Annotated in this window: 22 protein-coding genes; 15 read left to right on the forward strand and 7 right to left on the reverse strand. The window is 47.4% G+C overall.

What is annotated here, in order from left to right; translation table 11 throughout:
* The first annotated feature begins 331 nt into the window (after positions 1 to 331).
* From A0126_RS04755 to A0126_RS04775, 5 genes are read left to right on the forward strand one after another with little or no spacing between them, the layout of a single operon-like run.
* Positions 332 to 1,105, forward strand: coding sequence for a transporter substrate-binding domain-containing protein (locus tag A0126_RS04755; RefSeq protein ID WP_088836640.1), 774 nt, complete (start codon positions 332 to 334; stop codon positions 1,103 to 1,105).
* 60 nt (positions 1,106 to 1,165) lie between these two features.
* Entirely contained in the window at positions 1,166 to 1,822 is a 657-nt protein-coding gene (locus A0126_RS04760) for an amino acid ABC transporter permease (RefSeq protein WP_088836641.1), read from the forward strand.
* Between the two features lie 13 nt (positions 1,823 to 1,835).
* Positions 1,836 to 2,558: an amino acid ABC transporter ATP-binding protein gene (locus A0126_RS04765; RefSeq protein ID WP_088838454.1), complete on the forward strand. Its 723-nt coding sequence runs from the start codon at positions 1,836 to 1,838 to the stop codon at positions 2,556 to 2,558.
* Positions 2,559 to 2,616: 58 nt separating this feature from the next.
* Positions 2,617 to 3,153, forward strand: a complete 537-nt coding sequence (locus tag A0126_RS04770) for a GNAT family N-acetyltransferase (protein ID WP_239456859.1) — start codon at positions 2,617 to 2,619, stop codon at positions 3,151 to 3,153.
* Positions 3,146 to 3,745 (forward strand): HD domain-containing protein, encoded by a 600-nt coding sequence (locus tag A0126_RS04775; RefSeq protein ID WP_088836643.1) that lies wholly within the window; start codon positions 3,146 to 3,148, stop codon positions 3,743 to 3,745. The genes A0126_RS04770 and A0126_RS04775 overlap by 8 nt, the downstream gene beginning before the upstream one ends.
* Before the next feature lie 164 nt (positions 3,746 to 3,909).
* On the opposite strand, the gene A0126_RS04780 is transcribed toward A0126_RS04775, so the two are convergent.
* The 4 genes from A0126_RS04780 to A0126_RS04795 form a co-directional block, all read right to left on the reverse strand.
* Positions 3,910 to 4,623 carry a ZIP family metal transporter gene (locus A0126_RS04780; protein ID WP_088836644.1) on the reverse strand — a complete coding sequence of 238 codons (714 nt, stop codon included), beginning with the start codon at positions 4,621 to 4,623 and terminating at the stop codon, positions 3,910 to 3,912.
* A 125-nt stretch (positions 4,624 to 4,748) separates the two neighbouring features.
* Entirely contained in the window at positions 4,749 to 5,513 is a 765-nt protein-coding gene (fadH, locus tag A0126_RS04785) for a 2,4-dienoyl-CoA reductase (protein WP_088836645.1), read from the reverse strand.
* 88 nt (positions 5,514 to 5,601) lie between these two features.
* Positions 5,602 to 6,537 (reverse strand): manganese-dependent inorganic pyrophosphatase, encoded by a 936-nt coding sequence (locus A0126_RS04790; protein WP_029333110.1) that lies wholly within the window; start codon positions 6,535 to 6,537, stop codon positions 5,602 to 5,604.
* A 56-nt stretch (positions 6,538 to 6,593) separates the two neighbouring features.
* Complete coding sequence (locus A0126_RS04795; protein WP_088836646.1) at positions 6,594 to 7,679, reverse strand: N-acetylglucosaminidase; 1,086 nt, start codon at positions 7,677 to 7,679, stop codon at positions 6,594 to 6,596.
* Positions 7,680 to 7,757: 78 nt separating this feature from the next.
* Here A0126_RS04795 and A0126_RS04800 point away from each other — a divergent pair, with 78 nt between their 5' ends.
* Positions 7,758 to 8,744, forward strand: a complete 987-nt coding sequence (locus tag A0126_RS04800) for an aromatic acid exporter family protein (protein WP_088836647.1) — start codon at positions 7,758 to 7,760, stop codon at positions 8,742 to 8,744.
* Between the two features lie 205 nt (positions 8,745 to 8,949).
* Entirely contained in the window at positions 8,950 to 10,074 is a 1,125-nt protein-coding gene (locus A0126_RS04805; RefSeq protein WP_088836648.1) for a M20/M25/M40 family metallo-hydrolase, read from the forward strand.
* A gap of 57 nt (positions 10,075 to 10,131) precedes the next feature.
* Here A0126_RS04805 and A0126_RS04810 read toward each other — a convergent pair whose 3' ends face one another.
* Positions 10,132 to 10,311, reverse strand: a complete 180-nt coding sequence (locus A0126_RS04810) for a hypothetical protein (RefSeq protein ID WP_029333114.1) — start codon at positions 10,309 to 10,311, stop codon at positions 10,132 to 10,134.
* 108 nt (positions 10,312 to 10,419) lie between these two features.
* Between A0126_RS04810 and rnz the strand changes: the two genes are divergently transcribed.
* The 7 genes from rnz to A0126_RS04845 are packed head-to-tail and all read left to right on the forward strand — an operon-like array spanning position 10,420 to position 15,196.
* On the forward strand, positions 10,420 to 11,325 hold the full coding sequence (gene rnz, locus A0126_RS04815; protein ID WP_088836649.1) for a ribonuclease Z: 906 nt from the start codon (positions 10,420 to 10,422) through the stop codon (positions 11,323 to 11,325).
* Positions 11,326 to 11,328: 3 nt separating this feature from the next.
* Positions 11,329 to 12,225 carry a hypothetical protein gene (locus A0126_RS04820; RefSeq protein WP_088836650.1) on the forward strand — a complete coding sequence of 299 codons (897 nt, stop codon included), beginning with the start codon at positions 11,329 to 11,331 and terminating at the stop codon, positions 12,223 to 12,225.
* A complete protein-coding gene (locus A0126_RS04825; RefSeq protein ID WP_088836651.1) occupies positions 12,222 to 12,632 on the forward strand; it encodes a DUF4430 domain-containing protein in 411 nt (136 codons plus the stop codon). The genes A0126_RS04820 and A0126_RS04825 overlap by 4 nt, the downstream gene beginning before the upstream one ends.
* Entirely contained in the window at positions 12,610 to 13,311 is a 702-nt protein-coding gene (locus tag A0126_RS04830) for a hypothetical protein (RefSeq protein WP_088836652.1), read from the forward strand. The genes A0126_RS04825 and A0126_RS04830 overlap by 23 nt, the downstream gene beginning before the upstream one ends.
* Positions 13,265 to 14,230 carry an ATP-binding cassette domain-containing protein gene (locus A0126_RS04835; protein ID WP_088836653.1) on the forward strand — a complete coding sequence of 322 codons (966 nt, stop codon included), beginning with the start codon at positions 13,265 to 13,267 and terminating at the stop codon, positions 14,228 to 14,230. The genes A0126_RS04830 and A0126_RS04835 overlap by 47 nt, the downstream gene beginning before the upstream one ends.
* A complete protein-coding gene (locus tag A0126_RS04840; RefSeq protein ID WP_088836654.1) occupies positions 14,221 to 14,793 on the forward strand; it encodes an ECF transporter S component in 573 nt (190 codons plus the stop codon). Before A0126_RS04835 ends, A0126_RS04840 begins: the two co-directional genes overlap by 10 nt.
* 25 nt (positions 14,794 to 14,818) lie before the next feature.
* A complete protein-coding gene (locus A0126_RS04845; protein ID WP_088836655.1) occupies positions 14,819 to 15,196 on the forward strand; it encodes a hypothetical protein in 378 nt (125 codons plus the stop codon).
* Between the two features lie 76 nt (positions 15,197 to 15,272).
* On the opposite strand, the gene A0126_RS04850 is transcribed toward A0126_RS04845, so the two are convergent.
* Positions 15,273 to 16,085: an SDR family NAD(P)-dependent oxidoreductase gene (locus A0126_RS04850; protein ID WP_088836656.1), complete on the reverse strand. Its 813-nt coding sequence runs from the start codon at positions 16,083 to 16,085 to the stop codon at positions 15,273 to 15,275.
* Between the two features lie 144 nt (positions 16,086 to 16,229).
* Here A0126_RS04850 and A0126_RS04855 point away from each other — a divergent pair, with 144 nt between their 5' ends.
* Positions 16,230 to 17,690 (forward strand): MDR family MFS transporter, encoded by a 1,461-nt coding sequence (locus tag A0126_RS04855; protein WP_088836657.1) that lies wholly within the window; start codon positions 16,230 to 16,232, stop codon positions 17,688 to 17,690.
* A gap of 54 nt (positions 17,691 to 17,744) precedes the next feature.
* On the opposite strand, the gene A0126_RS04860 is transcribed toward A0126_RS04855, so the two are convergent.
* Positions 17,745 to 18,641, reverse strand: a complete 897-nt coding sequence (locus A0126_RS04860; protein ID WP_088836658.1) for a DMT family transporter — start codon at positions 18,639 to 18,641, stop codon at positions 17,745 to 17,747.
* Positions 18,642 to 18,677 lie beyond the last annotated feature (36 nt).

Raw genomic sequence — 18,677 nt, forward strand, 5'->3', positions numbered from 1 at the left:
AGGCCGACTTATTGAAAGAGCAATGAAAAAAGAAAGACGAATCGAATCAATAGCATCCCCTTTTTCGAGTTAGAAAGTACCCATGATTAAAATCCGAGGATAGCAATAAAAAATGTAAGCGGATTCAAAAGTGGTTATTTACTCATGTTTTGTATAAAAAGAATCGATTTATGCATTATTACGAGATAATTATACTTTACAATGAATAAATATTCGTATATCCTAAAAGTAATAAATCGGATCAGAGCTATTTAGTATTGAATTAGAAAAAAACATAAGTCATACTATTGTTAAAGTTCTGACAATTGAGCGTTGGAAGGGGAATTTATTCATGAAAAAATTAGTAGCAACGGCAATGGCAGGCATTCTCGCACTTACGATGGCAGCATGTGGTGCATCAGATGATTCATCAGGCGGTTCAAGTGATGACAGTAAAGTATTAACGATGGGAACGTCAGCAGATTACTTCCCGTTTGAATACATCGATACGGCGAAAGGGGACGACATCGTTGGATTTGATGTCGCAATCGCAAAAGAAGTTACAAAAAACCTCGGTTATGATTTGAAAATTGAAGACATGGAGTTCGGTAGCTTACTCGGAGCACTCAGCTCAGGTCGGGTTGATTTTGTCATGGCAGGAATGACACCGACAGACGAGCGGAAGAAAAACGCTGATTTCACAGATGTTTACTTCGAATCAAAGAACCTCGTCATGACAAAAGACGAAGCGATTAGTTCGGAAGATGAACTGAAAGGTAAAAAAATCGGCGTCCAACTTGGATCGATTCAAGAAGGCATTGCAAAAGATCGTTATAAAGACAGCGAAGCCGTCTCGTTGAATAAAATTCCGGAAATCATTCAAGAACTCAATACGGGTCGGATTGATGCGCTCATCATCGAAGATGCTGTAGCGGTCAAATACATGGATCAAGACGAATCGTTAAAAACGTATGAAATTAAAGAAGACGGACCGACGGGTTCAGCCGCCGCTTTCAAAAAAGGCGACAAGATGCGTGACGAGTTCAACAAAGAGTTGAAAAAGATGATCGATGCGGGTGAAATCGACAAACTTGCAGAAGAATGGTTCCAAAAAGAAGCAAAATAAGAGAAGCACATAGGGGTGGGGGTAAACCCATCCCTTTTGCGCGACGTTAGGAGTTTGGTTATGATAGACTTTACAAAGATTCAAGATTCAATCCCATATATTCTGCAAGGGATTCCAGTTCTGTTCCAAGTCGTGCTCGTCGCTGCCGTCGCAGGGATGTTGATCGGAATCATCGTGGCAGCCCTTAAAATTACGAAAAGCAAATTCATTCGCTTCATTGGACACGCGTATACGGCAGTCTTTCGTGGAACACCCTTGATTTTGCAACTGGCAATCATTCACTTCGGTTTACCGCAACTGACAGGTTACGTCACGACAGGCTATCAATCCGCTGTCATCGCCTTTTCATTAAACTCGGGTGCTTACATCTCGGAAATCATCCGGGCAGGAATTCAAGCAGTCGATCGTGGACAATGGGAAGCAGCGGATGCACTCGGTATCCCATACATGAAACAATTGCGGTCAATCATCTTACCGCAAGCGTTCAAAAACATTTTACCAGCCATCATGAATGAAATGATTACGTTAACAAAAGAGTCGGCACTCGTCTCGACAGTCGGTGTTCTCGATATTATGCGCCGAGCGCAAGTCGTCGGTGGAGAAAAAGCATTGTACTTCGAACCCTTGTTATTTGCGGGACTCGTCTATTTCGTCCTTGTCATGGGATTGTCCTTGATTGGTCAACAAGTCGAAAAAGCTATGAGAAAGAGTGGGTAATCAGATGGAACCTATGATTCAAGTCACCGATCTGTACAAACAGTTCGGAAAGTTAGAAGTATTAAAAGGCATCACGACGACAGTCGGCCGTGGGGAAGTCGTCGCAGTTATCGGACCGTCGGGTTCAGGGAAGTCGACGTTCTTACGTTGTATCAACCTTTTGGAGCAACCGACAGGTGGAATGATTAATGTCGACGGCTTCGAATTGACAAAACCGAAAGCGAATATCGCGAAAGCGCGTCAAAACATCGGGATGGTGTTTCAACAGTTTAACCTGTTCCCTCATAAGTCAGTGCTCGATAACTTAATTTATGCCCCAATCAATGTCCTCGGTTTATCAAAAGAGGACGCAATCAAACGTGGCGAAGTATTACTTGAACGCGTGGGTCTCGCTGAAAAACGGGATAATTTCCCGAACCAGCTATCCGGTGGTCAAAAGCAACGTGTTGCGATCGCGCGTGCCCTCGCGATGGAGCCGAACGTCATGTTGTTCGATGAACCAACATCAGCACTCGACCCGGAAATGGTCAATGAAGTCCTCGATGTCATGAAGCAACTCGCGGAAAGTGGGATGACGATGGTCATCGTCACGCACGAGATGGGCTTCGCAAAAGAAGTCGCCGACCGTGTCCTGTTCCTCGACGAAGGCATTTTGATGGAAGAAGGAACACCGGTCGAGTTGTTTGATCATCCAAAAACGGATCGTGCGAAAAAATTCTTGGAAAAAGTCTTATAACACATAACCGCCATCTCTTTCATCAAAGGGGTGGCGTTTTTTGAGGAGGATGAATGAAGTGAAGTTACTAGAGGGGAAAGGCATCCGGCTGACACGTTTCCAAGCGGCAGATACGGACGTCTATCGGGGCTTTCTTGACGATGCGACGTTTGCACGAAACTTGAGTGCGACACCATATCGCTTCTTGTCAGATGAAAAAATCAACGGGATGCTTGCGAGTGATGCCCATGAGACGTTTCGGTTCGCCGTTCGTCGGACGGATGCCGAGCGTCTGATTGGTATCGTCTCCCTCGAAGATATCTTATGGTCGAACGGGACGGCTTGGTTGATGATTGGAATCGACCCAAGTGAAACCGGGAAAGGGTATGGGCGAAAAGCATTACAGCTATTACTGCGATACGCCTTTTATGAGCTCAACCTCGAGCGGATCCAGTTGACGGTCTTTGCCTATAATGAGCGTGCGATTGCATTATACGAACGACTCGGCTTCGTCCACGAAGGCACGTACCGGCAATTTTTAAAACGGGATGGTAAGCGGCATGACATGTTGCTTTACGGATTGTTGCAGACGGAGTGGGAGGATTTTTATGATTAACGAAACGGAACAGTTCGTCTGTGCCTTTCACGCGACGGATTTTTCAGGACATGACTATGCCCATATCGAACGGGTCCGGAAGATGGCTTTACAGATTGCTGCGACGGAAGGCGGGGATTTGCTGACGATTGAACTGGCGGCACTCCTGCATGATGTCGCGGACGAGAAACTCGGCGGAACACTTTCTTCCGTCGATGCGTTTTTATCCGGGAAAGTCTCAGACACTCGGAAACAGAAAATCCTTCAAATCATTGATGGGATGTCATTTAAAGGGGGGGACCGTCCACCACTTGAGACGCTGGAAGGGAAAATCGTCCAGGACGCAGATCGGTTAGATGCAATCGGTGCCATCGGGGTCGCCCGGACCTTCCAGTATGGAGCATTGACCCAAGCACCGATGCATGTACCCGGTTTAAGACCACGCAAGCCGGGAGACCGGACGAGTCCTTCGAGCACAATCAATCATTTTTATGAGAAGTTACTTTTGTTAAAGGATTTGATGAATACCGAAACGGCAAAAGGCATCGCAGAGGAACGGCATGCGTTCATGGTTGAATTTTTGGAACGTTTTCAGACGGAGTGGGAGTTGTGAAAAACGAACACAAGAGTTGATTCAAGACTCAATCCGTCCGCGCTCTCTGTTCCGATAGTTCCGTCCTGTGCGCAAAAAGTGCCGGTGAATCCGTAAATGATGCGGATTCACCGGCACTTTCTAGCTCGGTCCTTATCGTCAAGCTCTTTTAAAATCACCGAGCTTCAGCTAAGGATGATGGCAGTGATGAGACCGAGTGAGGCGAGTAGTCCGACGATCGTGCCACCTTCCTCATGCGCCTCCGGCATCATCGTCGAAGCGAGCATCGCGATGATGCCACCGCTTGCGAAGGCGCCGATCATCGCAAATTGCATATCGGGTAGGTTAGCAAGCACGGAATAGCCGGCGAGCGAGGCGAGGGCAGAAATCAACCAGACGACACCCCACATGATTAAGATTTTTTTCTTCGAAAATCCGTCTTTTTGAAGTCCGGTCGTACTCGAGAGACCTTCCGGAATATTGCTGACGAAAATCGCCGCAACGAGTGCCGCACTGACATTCCCCGACAATAAGCTTGCCCCAATCATGATCGATTCCGGAATCGCATCTAAAATCGTTCCGAAAAAGATGGCGGTGCCGGTCCCTTCGTTTCCGCCGCCTGAACGTTTCCGTTTACTCGCACCTCGCGAAGAAACAAAAAAATCAAATCCTGTAAAGACGAGAGAACCGACGATGAACGAGATAGCGACGATGAACGTCGTTGATTTATTCAAGGCTTCGTCGAGCAGTTCGAACGTCGCTGCCCCAATCAAGATCCCCGTACCGAATGACATGACATATCCGATGTACCGTTGCTTCATCGGTAAAAATAAACCAATCAATGCTCCGATGACGACTGCGCCCCCGGCGAGTGCGCCCCAACCTAAAGCCATCCACATAACTGATTCCTCCCTTATTCCATTGTTCTTTTTTCCTTTCGATAATGATTTATAAACATAGTTAATTTTTAGAGGAGAAACGAAATGAAAAAATCACCTCCCGCTTTGGAAGGTGATTGTGATAGTCAGAACGGTTGTTTGTTCAGCCAGTGACCGCCGTCCAGTGCGATGCATTCTCCATTTAAGTAGCTTGCTTGATCGGAGACCATCCAGACGGCGAGTCCAGCGATTTCTTCCGGTGTCCCGAACCGTCCGAGTGGTACATTGCGACGAATTCGTTCCGCGTGTTCCGGTGACATCGCCAGTTTATCGGCACCACCCGTCCGTTCGATCGGCCCCGGACTGATCGCATTGATGCGGGCATGATACTTATACCCCCACTCGACGGCAAGCGTCCGCGTCAAATTCAAGACTCCGGCTTTTGCGGCAGCACTCGGAGCGACACCGGCTCCAGCTTGCCACGCGTAAGAAGCGACGATGTTTAAAATCTGTCCACCTTTGACGTCATCTTCTTGCCAGCCTTTGACAAGCGCGTGTGAACAATTGAATGTCCCATTGAGGACAATGTCGATGACCGTCTTCCATCCGTTCGGAGACAGCTCATCCGTCGGACAGATGAAATTTCCGGCCGCATTGTTCACGAGTGCCTCTAAGCGACCGAACGTTTCCCGTGCTTGATTGACAGCCGCGATACAGGCATCGGTATCACGAACATCCATTTGAATGGTCAGATGCTCCCCCTCAATCTGCTTTAGTTCATGATCCGTTTGTTGTAACCGTTCCAAGTCACGTCCTGTGACGACGACGTTCCAGCCGGCTTCTTTTAAGGCGAGTGCCATTGCTTTCCCCATACCGCTCGTACCGCCTGTCACCATGATCGTTTGTGCCATTAACTTCTCCCCCTTTAGTCTGAATGAACAACCATTCATTATTAGTATTCAAAAAAGAAGGAGTGAACTCCTTCTTTTTTGTAGTCGATTATTTTGAACTAACGGCAGTATCTGTCAGGATTGGAACAACTTGTTTCTTCCGTGAAACGACACCTTCGAGGTAAACGAGGTGGTTGGTTGCTTCAATTCCATAAGCTTGTTCGACGAGTGGTGCTTGTTGTCCGAGTACGAGCGCAACTGAATTATTTGTTAAGATGTCAGTCACGAGGAACACGAACAGATCGAGTTCTTTTTCGAGAATGATCGTATTGATTTGCTCTTCAAGCTCAGCTTGACGAAGTAACACTTCAGCTGTATCGACCGTATTGACCTGAGCAATCTCGACTTTGTGTGCGCCCATCGAAAACTCTTTTGCGTCAAGTGAAATCAATTCTGTGATTGATTTTTTCGATAAGTCAGCACCTGCTTTGAGCATGTTCAAACCGTAGACGTTTGCATCGACACCGGCGATTTCTGCAAGTTCACGTGCAGCGACGATGTCTTCTTCCGTACATGTCGGTGACTTGAACAACAATGAATCGGAAACGATTGCCGATAACATCAAACCTGCGATTTCCGGTTTGATCGCGACACCATGTTCTTTATAAAGTTTGTTCAAAATCGTTGCCGTACAACCGACGGGCTCAGCGCGGTAGTAGATCGGATCTGATGTCTCAAAGTTCGCAATCCGGTGGTGATCGATGACTTCTGTGACCGTGACGTCAGCGATGTCGTCGGCACTTTGTTGACGTTCGTTGTGGTCGACGAGAATGACGTGTGATGCTTCGGCAGCGACTGCCGTAACAAGACGCGGTGCAGCGATTTTAAATTGATCGAGTGCGAATTGTGTTTCATCATTGATTTCGCCTAAACGTATCGCTTCGGCATTCACACCTAATGCTTTCTTCAGTTCAGCGTACGCGATTGCTGACGTAATCGTATCCGTATCCGGATTTTTATGACCAAAAATCAATACTTTTTCCATGCTGAATCACTCCTCAATGGTTAATGTCTCGCCCATTAGTGTATCATATCTCGGAATTAGAAGGCGTCCATTTTGTACAGGATACCAGCGATTTTTTCGCTCCAGTAAGGATCCGATGCATAAAAAACGTTCATTCCTTTTGCTTTATTTCCGAGGAACGGTCCACGGTGGTACTTACCATCCGTCGCGAGGTAGTCGCGGGCGATAAACTGACCCGTTTTTCGAATCGAGTCGTCAAGCGATTTATAAGCCGTTGCATTTTGACCAGGTGCAATATCCGTCGCATTGACGCCAAACAGATTGAATTTTTCACGGGCAATCGTCGACCGACCGTAATTTGATTCATGAATCGCATGAGCGAGGAGATAGGCGGCATTGATATCAAAATCACGCTCGACTTTTTTGAACGTCTTCCCAGTACCGATCAACGGACTATCGGGCGCATTGTTTTTGATGAAGGCATCAAGCTCTTTTGCGGACAAAGGAGTCGGTTTCCGTAAATCTTTCGTCAATGTCGTCACTTCGACATAGTCGGTCGTCCGCTTCGAAATGTCTTTTGGGGCACGTCCGACGGTAATCCAGCCGCCGAGTCCGGCGTTCGCGACGATGTAGTGACGTAACGTATCACCCGTTCGTTCGTAAAACGATCGGTTCGTCGATCGTTCAAGGGGATACAAGGTCAACCGATCCGACGCAACGAAGCCGCGGACACCGGCAATTTCAATCCGACTGACGTCTGGACCGAAGTCGCGCAGTGTTAAACGGCTACCGGACGCGACATATGTCAACCGTTTTTTTAACGATTCGTCTTGATAGATGTTGAGCGTACCACCTTCGTCGACGATCCCGATACCGGGACCAGTCAAGTAGAGATAACGGTCATCCTCGGTTCGTTTAACGGCACCACGGTCGTCACCAAGGTAGGTTTTCGCTTCGCTGAACGTATCGAATTCTTGTTCCGTCGCGACTTGACCTTCTTGATATTTTTCAGCGATGTACGGAGCAGCCGGTTTTAAGACGGACGGTGGATCGTCCTTCAACAAATAGAATAGAACGATCCCGAGCAAAAAGAAAAATAACAGTCCTTTCAGGGATCCCGCTTTTTTTGCGGGACGGCCGGGACGAATCGTGCGTGTACTCAAAAAATCACGTCCTTCAAAAAATCGATAGACAACTTGGGTAAAGGATAGGTAGTCTAACAAAGAATAGGGGGGAACTCGATGTTCATTGGATATCGGACTTTAAAAACGGCCGTCGCAGCCGCACTTGCGATGTGGATTGCAGAGCAGATGCAACTCGACTACTATGTTTTCGCCGCCATCATCGCCATCTTGAGTATTCAAGCGACGCGGAAAAAATCAATTCGTTCATCGTACGAACGCATCATGGCGTCGATTCTTGCCATCGGAATCGGTTTTCTGATTTTCGAAATCATCGGTTATCGGCCAGTTGCTTTAGCACTTTATTTCATTATATTCCTTCCGTTGACGCAACGCCTCCGTCTACAGGACGGTTTTATTACGAGTGTCGTCATCTTGACGCATCTTTACACGGCACGACAACTCAACCTTGCGATTTTTTTAAATGAAGTCTACTTGATTTTGATTGGCGTCGGTGTCGGATTACTCGTCAATATGTATATGCCGAGCCTTGACCGTGTCATCACGGAGCGCCGTCAGCAAATCGATAAACGGATTGCTGCTTTGTTCTTTGAAGTCGCCGCGGCGATCGAGACGGGGCGGATCAATCATCATTCGCTGACGCTCGAAGAAACGGAACGCTTGTTGCGGGAAGGAAAGGACGCTTCGTTAAAACGGATGGGCAATGCCATCGGTCGTCGAAATGATGACGAGGACTACAGCTATTTCCGGATGCGGGAGCAACAGTTCGAACTGCTCCGCGGAATCGTCCGTAATGTTGATGATTTGGTGTTAATCGTCGAAGAAGGCAAAAAAGTCGCCGACCTGTTTCGGACGATTGGTGACAATGTCCGTCCGGAGGCCGACGCAAGTTTATTTTTACAAGAACTGGCGGACTTACTCGCGACCTTCCGTGCTTCGCCGTTACCGACGACACGTGAAGAGTTCGAAGTCCGGTCCGCGCTGTTGCACATGTTGCAAGAAACGGAGCAATATTTACAATTAAAGCAGCGTTTCGTCGCGAGATCAGAAGAAATAAAACATCGTCGAGGCAAAAGTACCAAGTAAGAAGATTGCTAAGATCGCAATCGTCGTCCACTTGATGAGACGTTGTTGTTTGGATGGGCGTGACATGACAGGTGCAACTCCTTTCTAAAATGCAAACGTAATTACTGTTATTGTACAAACAACCCTTCTGAAGTGCAAATCAGTCAGTTGATGGTATACTGAAAAAGCGCTAGTCGAATAGTACTTACATGAGGAGGAATCTAGCATGGTCAATGAGAAACGTGTACTTGATACATTTTTAGAGTTAGTCCAAATCGATTCAGAATCAAAAGAAGAGGCACAAATTTGTGCCCATTTGAAAAAAACGTTCACAGAACTCGGATGTGACGTCTTTGAAGATGATGCATCATCGAAAACGGAACATAAAGGAAATAACTTAATCGTCACACTTCCAGCAACAAAAGACGGGGTCGATAAAATTTATTTCACGTCACATATGGATACGGTATTCCCGGGACAAGGGATTAAACCGATCATCGAGGATGGGTATGTCAAAACGGATGGTACGACAATCCTCGGGGCAGATGATAAAGCGGGTCTTGCATCAATCATCGAGCTGGTCCACGTCTTGAATGAAACGAAGCAACCGCACGGACAGATTCAATTCGTCATCACAGTTGGCGAAGAATCAGGTCTTGTCGGGGCGATGGTCCTCGATCCATCAAAAATCGATGCAGACTATGGGTTTGCCCTTGATTCAGACGGTAAAGTGGGCGATATCATCACGGCTGCCCCGACACAAGCGAAAGTGAATGCTAAAATCTATGGCAAAACGGCACATGCTGGGGTTGCGCCTGAAAAAGGTGTTTCTGCCATTACGATTGCTGCAAAAGCCATCGCGAAAATGCCGCTTGGTCGAATTGATGAAGAGACGACAGCAAATGTCGGCCGATTCAGTGGTGGTGGTCCATCGACGAACATCGTCTGCGATTATGTAGAAATCTTCGCAGAAGCACGTTCACTCGTTGCACCGAAGATGGAAGCCCAGACAGAAAAAATGAAAGCTGCCTTTGAAGAAGCAGCCGCTGAACTCGGCGGACGTGCTGAAGTCGAAGTCAAAGTCATGTATCCTGGCTTCAAGTTCGAAGACGGAGATCAAGTCGTCGAAGTTGCGAAAGCTGCAATTGCGCAACTTGGGCGGACACCACGTTTACTTCATTCAGGTGGCGGTTCAGATGCGAACGTCATCGCTGGTTTCGGTATTCCGACAGTCAACTTAGCAGTCGGATACGAAGACATCCATACGACGAATGAAAGAATGCCGATCGAAGAACTCGTCAAGACGGCAGAACTATGTGTTACGCTCGTCGATTACATCACAAATAAGTGAGAAGATAATGAAAAGAGTGTACCGCTATATTGCGGTACACTCTTTGTTCGTTTACGATTAAGTTAATTGAGGACGTTCGACGAACTCCATTGACTCAAGAACAAATTCTTCAGTACATAATAAGGTCGTCGCGATTTCTTGAATCTGAATCGACTTGCCGTACTTTTGCCGATAGTTCTCGTTCAGCATCCGGGCTTCGTGTACGATTCGTGCATAGGTCCGTTCGATTTTGGTCATGGAAAAAACCACCTTTCGAATCAGTATGGGTACAGTTTACCATGATTCATTGTGTGAAAGATGTATTTTGTGTATGAAAAATGCTAATTTTACGAAAAGGGGAAAAAGATGGAATTTTATTTTTTAGGTACAGGAGCAGGTATGCCTTCAAAACAACGCAACGTGTCGTCAATCGCCTTGATGCACCCGAAGATGACGTGGTTGTTTGATTGTGGTGAGGCGACGCAACACCAAATCTTATACAGTCCGATTAAACCACGAAAAGTCAGCACGATTTTCATCACTCATCTTCACGGGGATCATATTTTTGGTTTGCCCGGTTTCATCAGTACGCGGGCAGCGCTTGAAGGAACGACACGATTGACGATTTATGGACCGAAGGGGTTACAGGAATGGCTCGATGCGACACTTCGTGTCACAGGGACATATTTACGCTATCCGCTAGACGTGATTGAAGTCGAAGCGGGTCAAACGTACGAACATGAAGGTTTTACGATTACGGTCGCCGCACTTGAGCATCGTTTTTTAGCGTATGGGTACCGGATCGAAGGGCATCAAGAAAAAGGGATGTTGCTCGTCGATCGCTTAAAGGAGCACGGTATTCCGTCCGGTCCACTCTATAAACAAATTAAACAAAGCGATTCGTTCGAGTTTGAGGGAACGCTTTACGAGTCAGCAGATTTTTTAGGGCAACCGAAACCAGGCGTGAAGTTGGCCGTCTTAGGCGATACGACACCTTGCGAAGCGAGCATCCGCTTAGCGCGGGGAGTCGATGTGTTGATTCATGAGGCGACGTTCGCCGATACCGAAACAGAACATGCGGGACGTTTCGGACACTCGACAGCACGTCAGGCGGCGGGAATTGCAAAACAAGCGGAAGCGAAAAAATTATTATTGACACATGTCTCAGCCCGTTATGTCGAGCAAGAGGATCACTTAGAACGTGAAGCACGGGAAGTATTCCCTGAATCGTATCTCATGGTGGATCATCAATCCGTCCAAGTGAAGGCGTAAGTGATGGACGTATTGATTCGGTGGGCACTCTTTTTATTAGCAGCCGTCCTACTCGCATTCTTACTAGAAAAAAGGACGGAAAAAGAACGTTATCTCTACATGAAACTTGTCTTTTATGCCTGCTTAGGTTCCGTTTCATTTCCAGTCTATGATATTCAGTTACCACTTGGAATCATTCTATTTTTAATCGTGCTTCATCCGCAAAAAAACTCACGCTACAAACGGTATATGGCCTTGTTCGGATTTTTATTTTTTTTATTGCAATTATTCGCCGGTCCGTTTGATACGTTTACAGTCCGTGAAGAAACACAACAGATTGGGCGAGTGATGATTACGGATCAGTCGTTCAATCACTTGTTGAACCAAATTGAGAAGCGGGTCGGAGATGAGTCGTTACGGCTCGAGCAAAGCGAACTATTATTTGACCAGGGTGGCAATTTGCGGAATGCGACGTTCGAAGTGATTGCTAAAAGCCCGAAGCGGTTCGTCCGCTATGACATTTCATATCAAGAAATCACAGGCACAATCACGTATCGACCACGTGAAGAAGTGCTGGAACGATCGCTCGAATCGTATTACCAGAAACTGATTGATGCGTCTCGTTCGTTTGATACGTTACGCCAGCTGTCGATTAAACAAATATTACATGAATCAAAGACACCGTATGTCGAGATGGATATGGATGGTCTTTATGAAACGTTTAGTCTACAAGATGCGACCGTGTTATTAATTGATGATCAAGGGGAGTTGATCCCTTATGTCAATACAGGAGAAGACGTCCTCGCGAACGCAATTCGCTTGACCTATTTGCGGGCGGACGGACAATCCCTTCGTGAGAAAAAGATTTTGTTGTACAATTACAGCTTTGAGACATCAAGGCGAAAGGGAGTCGTTCGATGAAACAGTGGATATTAGCGGGAAGTTTACTTATCTTAGCAGGGTGTTCTGAGGAAGCGGAGCCTAAGAGTTCGAAAACAGAGGCCTGCGACGTGAAGGTTGACGTCTCGGTCGTCAACCATGCAAAGGACAAGACGTTGTTTGAGGAAGCAATGTGTTTTGATCAAGAAGAGACGGCGCTGGATGCGCTCGAAGAAACGAAGTTAGATGTCGTCAAAACAGGAAAAGGTGAGATGGTTTATGTCACAGCCGTCGAGGGAGTTCGAGAAAAGTCAGCTGGAGCAAGCAGCGGCTGGGTATTCGGCGTCAATGAAAAACCGGGTGAGGTCGGAGCGGGAAGTTACGAACTTCAAGACGGAGATCGCCTTGAATGGCGATTTGAAAAAGATGCAATGGCTTATTTTCAGTAAGACAGAACGGGAGCGACTTCATCCATTGAATGTTGCTCTTTTTTTGATGGTGATGCTATCGGTCCCGTTCGTCTTGCAGGATCATATAGGAATGCTCGCGCTCGTCCATCTCATCTTTTTCATTACCATTCGTCAGTTCGAGGTCTTTCGTTATCTCATGTTACCGCTACTCTATACATTGATGATGATGGTTCCATTTCTCTATGGCGCATCGATTGATGTGATTGGGATTCTGGCGGTCAGCGTACAAATCACCTTATTTCTCACGTCAAGTCAACTCGTGTTCACGCTTGTTCGTCTCGAACAGATGGGACCTTTGTTTCGGATGTTACCACGACTGACGCGACTAACCGGGCTCGTGCTTGCACTAATTCCGTCTTTGCTCCGGACATGGCCGGAAGTGAAGATGAGCCATCGGCATCATTCATTATCGGAGCAGTTAGAACGAATGGCGATGTATCATTTATTACCGATTGACGCCGTACCGAGCAGACTTCGAAAACTAACGCTGCGTGACATTCGGACGGGTGTGATTTTGCTTAGTGTCAGCAGTCTGTTGTTGACCTCGTATGCTTATGTTGGTGCAGTCGTATTGCCGATGATTTTACTCTGTTCGAAAGGAGCTTTTCGTGATGCCAACGATTATTTCAAACGACAGCAAAGCGACCGGACAGCTTGAGCGTCTCGCGGCCGAAGCGGGACAGCCCATCATCTATCCGGAACGACTGCTACATGGGCGAGTCCGTGATTTACTAGCGACAACAAGTCTGTTTGTCGCGGGAGAACTTACGACACTCCTCGGACTAGAACCGTTCTTTGAGCGAGAGGTAAGTGAGTTATCATCCGGAGAGCAGCAACTCGTTTCAGTTGGATATGCGCTCGCTTCGTTACCGCCAAGTCTTTTCTTAGACAATCCCTTCCTGTTTTTAGATCACGTGCGAAAACGGCGATTGGTCGATTTGCTGAGTGAGATGGAACGTCGTTTTACATGTCGTATCTATTATTCAGTCACCGATCAAGCGGATTTAGAACAGATTGTGTTCGAGCAAGCAACTCAAGGAGACATCTATGATGAGATGCGGGCCGTCGAACATCGTTATCCGATGCAGACGCGCTATGCGTTAGACGTATCCCGCCTCAGTTTAGCGGCAGGGGAACGAGTGGTGCTCGTCGGTGCCAACGGGAGTGGGAAGTCGACGTTGCTACGGCTCTTACTCGGCGTTGAGCGTCCCTTGTATGGAAAAGTGAAACGACGCGGGCGAAAGAATTACTTGCCTGCGCATCCGGCCCTTGCGCCTCAAGTTGACAGTCGATCGGGCACGTTCGCTTCACAAAAACAGCAATTGTTGGAACGGCTTGACTGGAGCGACGATGCTTATTATTTTGACGAACCGACAGCAGGATTAACGGACGCACAACGGCAGCGATTCGTCGAAACACTCGTCGAACAACCAATGAAGTTAGTCGTGATGGCGACGCATGACGACTTTTTAATCCGTCACGCGACACGTGTCCTTTATCTCGTTCAAGGTGAAATTGCGTTTGATGGTCCGGCGGCTACTTTTTTAGAACAAAGTAGGTTATATGGATGGGACTGATTCTCCTCGCTTCTCTGTCCATTTTGATTCTGTTTATCCGTTTTGAGCGTCGATCGCTGTCAGAAGCGATGTTACGCTTCATCGCGCTCGTCACTGCGGCGGCGATTGTCGGACGGATTCTTTTTTCGAGTCTGCCGAACATTCAACCGGCCACGGCACTCGTTCTGTTACTTGCCGTCTACGTCAGTCCGGTCGTCGGTGCAGTCGCGGGTTTGTTGGTCGTCGTCCTGTCGAGTTTATTCTTAGGGAGCGGACCGTTCGTTTTATTTCAAGCGCTTGCTTACATGGCAATCAGTCTCGTCGGACTCGTACCGCTATTGAAATCGAAATGGCTGTTAGCCTGTTACGGGCTTCTCGCCGGATTTTTGTATGGCTGGATCAGCAACCTCGGCTTTTTAATTTTTACAGCATTTTCACGAGAAGCTTTTTTGACACTTGTCGTCACAGGCGGGGTATTTGATTTAGTACATGGAATCGGAAATGTTTGCTTTATTTTATTACTTCATCCGACTTTTTTACGGATTTTGCACTCAATCGACCGAAAGGCGGGTAAAGAACATTAACCTGATTCGATTGGAGTGAAAAAAGATGCTTAGTTCATCCGTGTCACTACCATATGTCGTCTTATTGTTACTTATGTCGAGTTGTTGTTTACTGTTTGGCAGTATTCTATTGTTAAAACACACTGTTCGTGGACGCTATGCGGGCTTTTATTTACTGGCTGCAGCAATTTTTCCGGCAGCGATGCTCATCACGTCCGCTGAAGGGGCATTGATGTCACAACTTTACTTTGAAGCGGGTCTCTTTTTAGGATGTGTTGCGTGGTTACTCGTATTAGCGACGGGGTATATGCTCATGGTGACGAGTGCCGTCACGTTTCGTTATCTGTATCGCTATACTTCGTTACCGAAGACGCTCCGGACACAATTTGTGAATCGGTTTGAGCGAAAAAAACAAATACATTAAACCTTTAAAAAAAGTCTCCTCTATAAAACAAGTCCCGCTAGCCGAGCTAGCGGGACTTGTTTTAAGAAAGCGTCGATTAATTGGAGTACGCGAGATCTTCTTCCGTTGTGTCTTGATCTTGACGAGCAGGATCTTGGATGCGACCTGTTAATTCTGTCAAAAGACGGCGAGGTAAGAATTTAGCCAGTGAAACCATTGCCCGATTGCTCGCGCCTGGAACGATTACACGTTTCCCTTTAAGCGTACCGCGGTAACCTGCGAAGGCGACGAGGTGTGACGGCATGCTTTGGAAAGGCAATGTGATGTTCGCCCGATTAAAGAAGTTTGTATCCGTCGGTCCCGGGCAGAGGCATGAGACCGTAACACCTGAACCATCAAGTTCAGAAGCGAGTGCTTCAGAGAAGGACAGGACGTAGGCTTTTGTTGCGTAATAGACGCTCATGTATGGACCCGGCATGAAAGCGGCGACGGAAGCGACGTTCAAGATACGTCCGAAGCCACGATCGACCATACCTGGTAACAAACGTTTCGTCAGTTCCGTTAAAGCGACGACATTCACATGAATCGAGTCGATGTCTTCCGATGGATCGATTTCCGCGAAACGGCCGGATGTCGCAAAACCAGCGTTGTTGAATAACAAATCAACAGTCAATTCTTGTTCATCGAGGTACGTCAGAACACGTGAGACGCTGTCTGCCTGTGAGAGATCGGCTGCGAACGTATAGGCTTTGATTTGATAACGTTTTTCAAGAACATTTTTAAGTTCCGTTAATTTTTTTTCGTTTCGGGCGATTAAGACACAATCAAACCCGTCGCGCGCTGCGAGCACGGCAAGATCAAGTCCGATTCCGCCAGAAGCCCCTGTAATTAAAGCAGTTTTTCGTAACATAACAAAATCCTCCATTCACATAATTGAATCATTTTCTAATTGTACCATTCCCTATTGTTCCCTTGAATCCTGCCGAGTAAGCATTTACTTTCGAAACAAGGGGCAGAACCGGTATGATAAGAAAGAGAAAGGAAGTGCGGAAGCATGAGAAAAAATGTCACGATTGCGCTGTTGTTAGCAACTTTTTTAGCGGCAATCGAAGGAACGATTGTCGCGACGGCAACACCCGTCATGGCAAGTGAATTAAATGGGGCGAAGCTCGTCAGTTGGATTTTTGCAGGATTTCTCTTATTTATGGCAGTATCGACGCCGATTTACGGGAAGATGGCTGATTTATACGGTCGGAAACGCGTCTTGTTATTTGGAATTGGCGTTTTTACACTCGCTTCGTTAGCGTGTGGGCTTGCGCAGTCGATGGAGACACTAATCATTTTCCGCGCGGTCCAAGGAATCGGAGCAGGAGCGGTTCTGCCGATTGCCATGACGATCATCGGCGATTTATATACATATGAAGAACGTGGAAAAATTCAGGGAATCTTGAGTGCCGTTTGGGGGATATCCGGCGTTGCTGGACCACTCCTCGGTGGATTTTTAGTCGAATCGTTATCCTGGCGGTATATTTTCCTGTTGAACGTTCCGTTTGCGCTTGTGTCGTTCATCATGATTGTCGTCTTCTACAAGGAAACCGTGAAGGAGACGTCGCGAAAAATCGATTATCGGGGAGCGCTCTTGTTTGCGGTCGGGATGAGTGCGTTACTATACGGTCTGTTATCAGGAAGTGAAGCGGAACAATTTTTACGTCCGACGGTCATCGGTAGTTTTTTGATCAGTGCGGTTTTATTATTCTTTTTCTATCAAGCCGAGAAAAAAGCGAGTGATCCACTCTTACCGCCGGCTGTTATCAAACATCCGGTCATTGCCGTGATCAATCTGGCAGTGTTCTTCTCCGCCTGGGTGCTTGTCTCGATGTCAGCCTATATCCCGATTTTCGCACAGGGCGTCCTCGGAAAAAGTCCGACTGAAGCCGGCTTCATGTTGATGCCGCTCTCGTTATTTTGGACGATTACGGCAATCATCGGTGGCCGATCGATTGGGACGGCGTCACCCCGTTATCGAACGATGACCGGAATGGGGTTACTCGTCGTCGGGATGCTGATTTTAGTCTTCATCTCACGTGAGACGAGTGATGTGTTCCTCTATCTTGCGGTTTCCTTGATTGGAATCGGGTTCGGTTTATCGCAACCGGTCTTCATCGTTGTCTTGCAAACATCAGTCGGTCGCTCGCTCCGTGGTTCAGCGACGGCCGTCAACTCCTTTTTGAGTACGACGGGACAAACGCTTGGTGTCGCCATCTTCGGGACGATTTTTAATCTATCAATCATTCAAGCGTTTAACGATTCGAAAATATTATCCGGTTATTCAATTGATCCATTTTTCCAAGCGACGACGGCGAACCGGTATGGAGATGCCGTCCATACGGCGGCGGAACTGGCCTTAGCAGACGGGTTACGGCTCGTCTTCATCGGCGGTGTATTGTGTGCGCTCGTCGCGTTCGCGATGACGTTCCGCTTACCAAAAGTTCGTCCGGACGATAAACCAAACTAAAAAAACCGCTGAACGTCCGACTCGCAGGTGAGAGGAGGACATTCAGCGGTTTGCTTATTCAGTAACAGAAGTCGCCGTTTCACGTGCGACGAGTTGCGCCCGGATGTCTTTTTCATTCCGGCGTAAGAACAGACCGATGCCGACAAGGAGTAGCGCGGCACCCGTGATTTGAATCCAAGTCAGCGATTCCTGGAATAAGAAGTACCCGAAAATCATTCCCCAGACCGCTTCACCGAGAATCGTGATGCTGACGATGCTCGCACTGACACGGGACAGCGCCCAGTTGAACAAGTTATGCCCGAGCAACGTCGGGAAGATGGCGAGCAATACATAAATCAACCAATCCGTTTGAAACGCCGAGACGAGATCGACGGACTGAATCAGTGAGAACAGCAGCAAAACGACGGACGCGACGGCATAGACGGCAAAGGAATATGTATTCGTCGAGACACTTGTCCGGACGTGTTGCCCGAGCAACCAGTATCCGGCGACTAAAATCGTCGCGAGTAGGGCCAGCCCGTCACCAATCAAGGCACGTGTTCCGACGGCGATATCACCGTATGCGACCAGTCCGCCGCCAATCAGGGCGACGCCGACGAAAAACAACGCTTTTCGCGACGGGTGTTGCTTAAAGAAGACGGCGTTCCCGACTAAGACGAAGATGGGACTGGCGGTTACGAAGAGCGTTGAGCTGGCAACTGTCGTATAATCAAGAGAGAGAAACCATAACCAAAAGTGCCCGGCTAACAGGACGCCACTTAAAATCATGTGGCGGATCGTTGAGGAACTGAGGCTGAACAATTCTTTAACTTGAATGAGCGGCAGTAAAAGAAACGTCGAGAATAACATTCGGAAAAAAGCGACGGCCTCGATTGGCGTGTCTGCCCATTTCACGAAAATAGCCGATGTCGAAATAAAGAATAACGCCATGAACAAAGTAAAATACGGCATGAGTACCTCCACGTGTCTGTAGTTAGGAAATGAGGG

Source organism: Exiguobacterium sp. N4-1P (assembly GCF_002214325.1).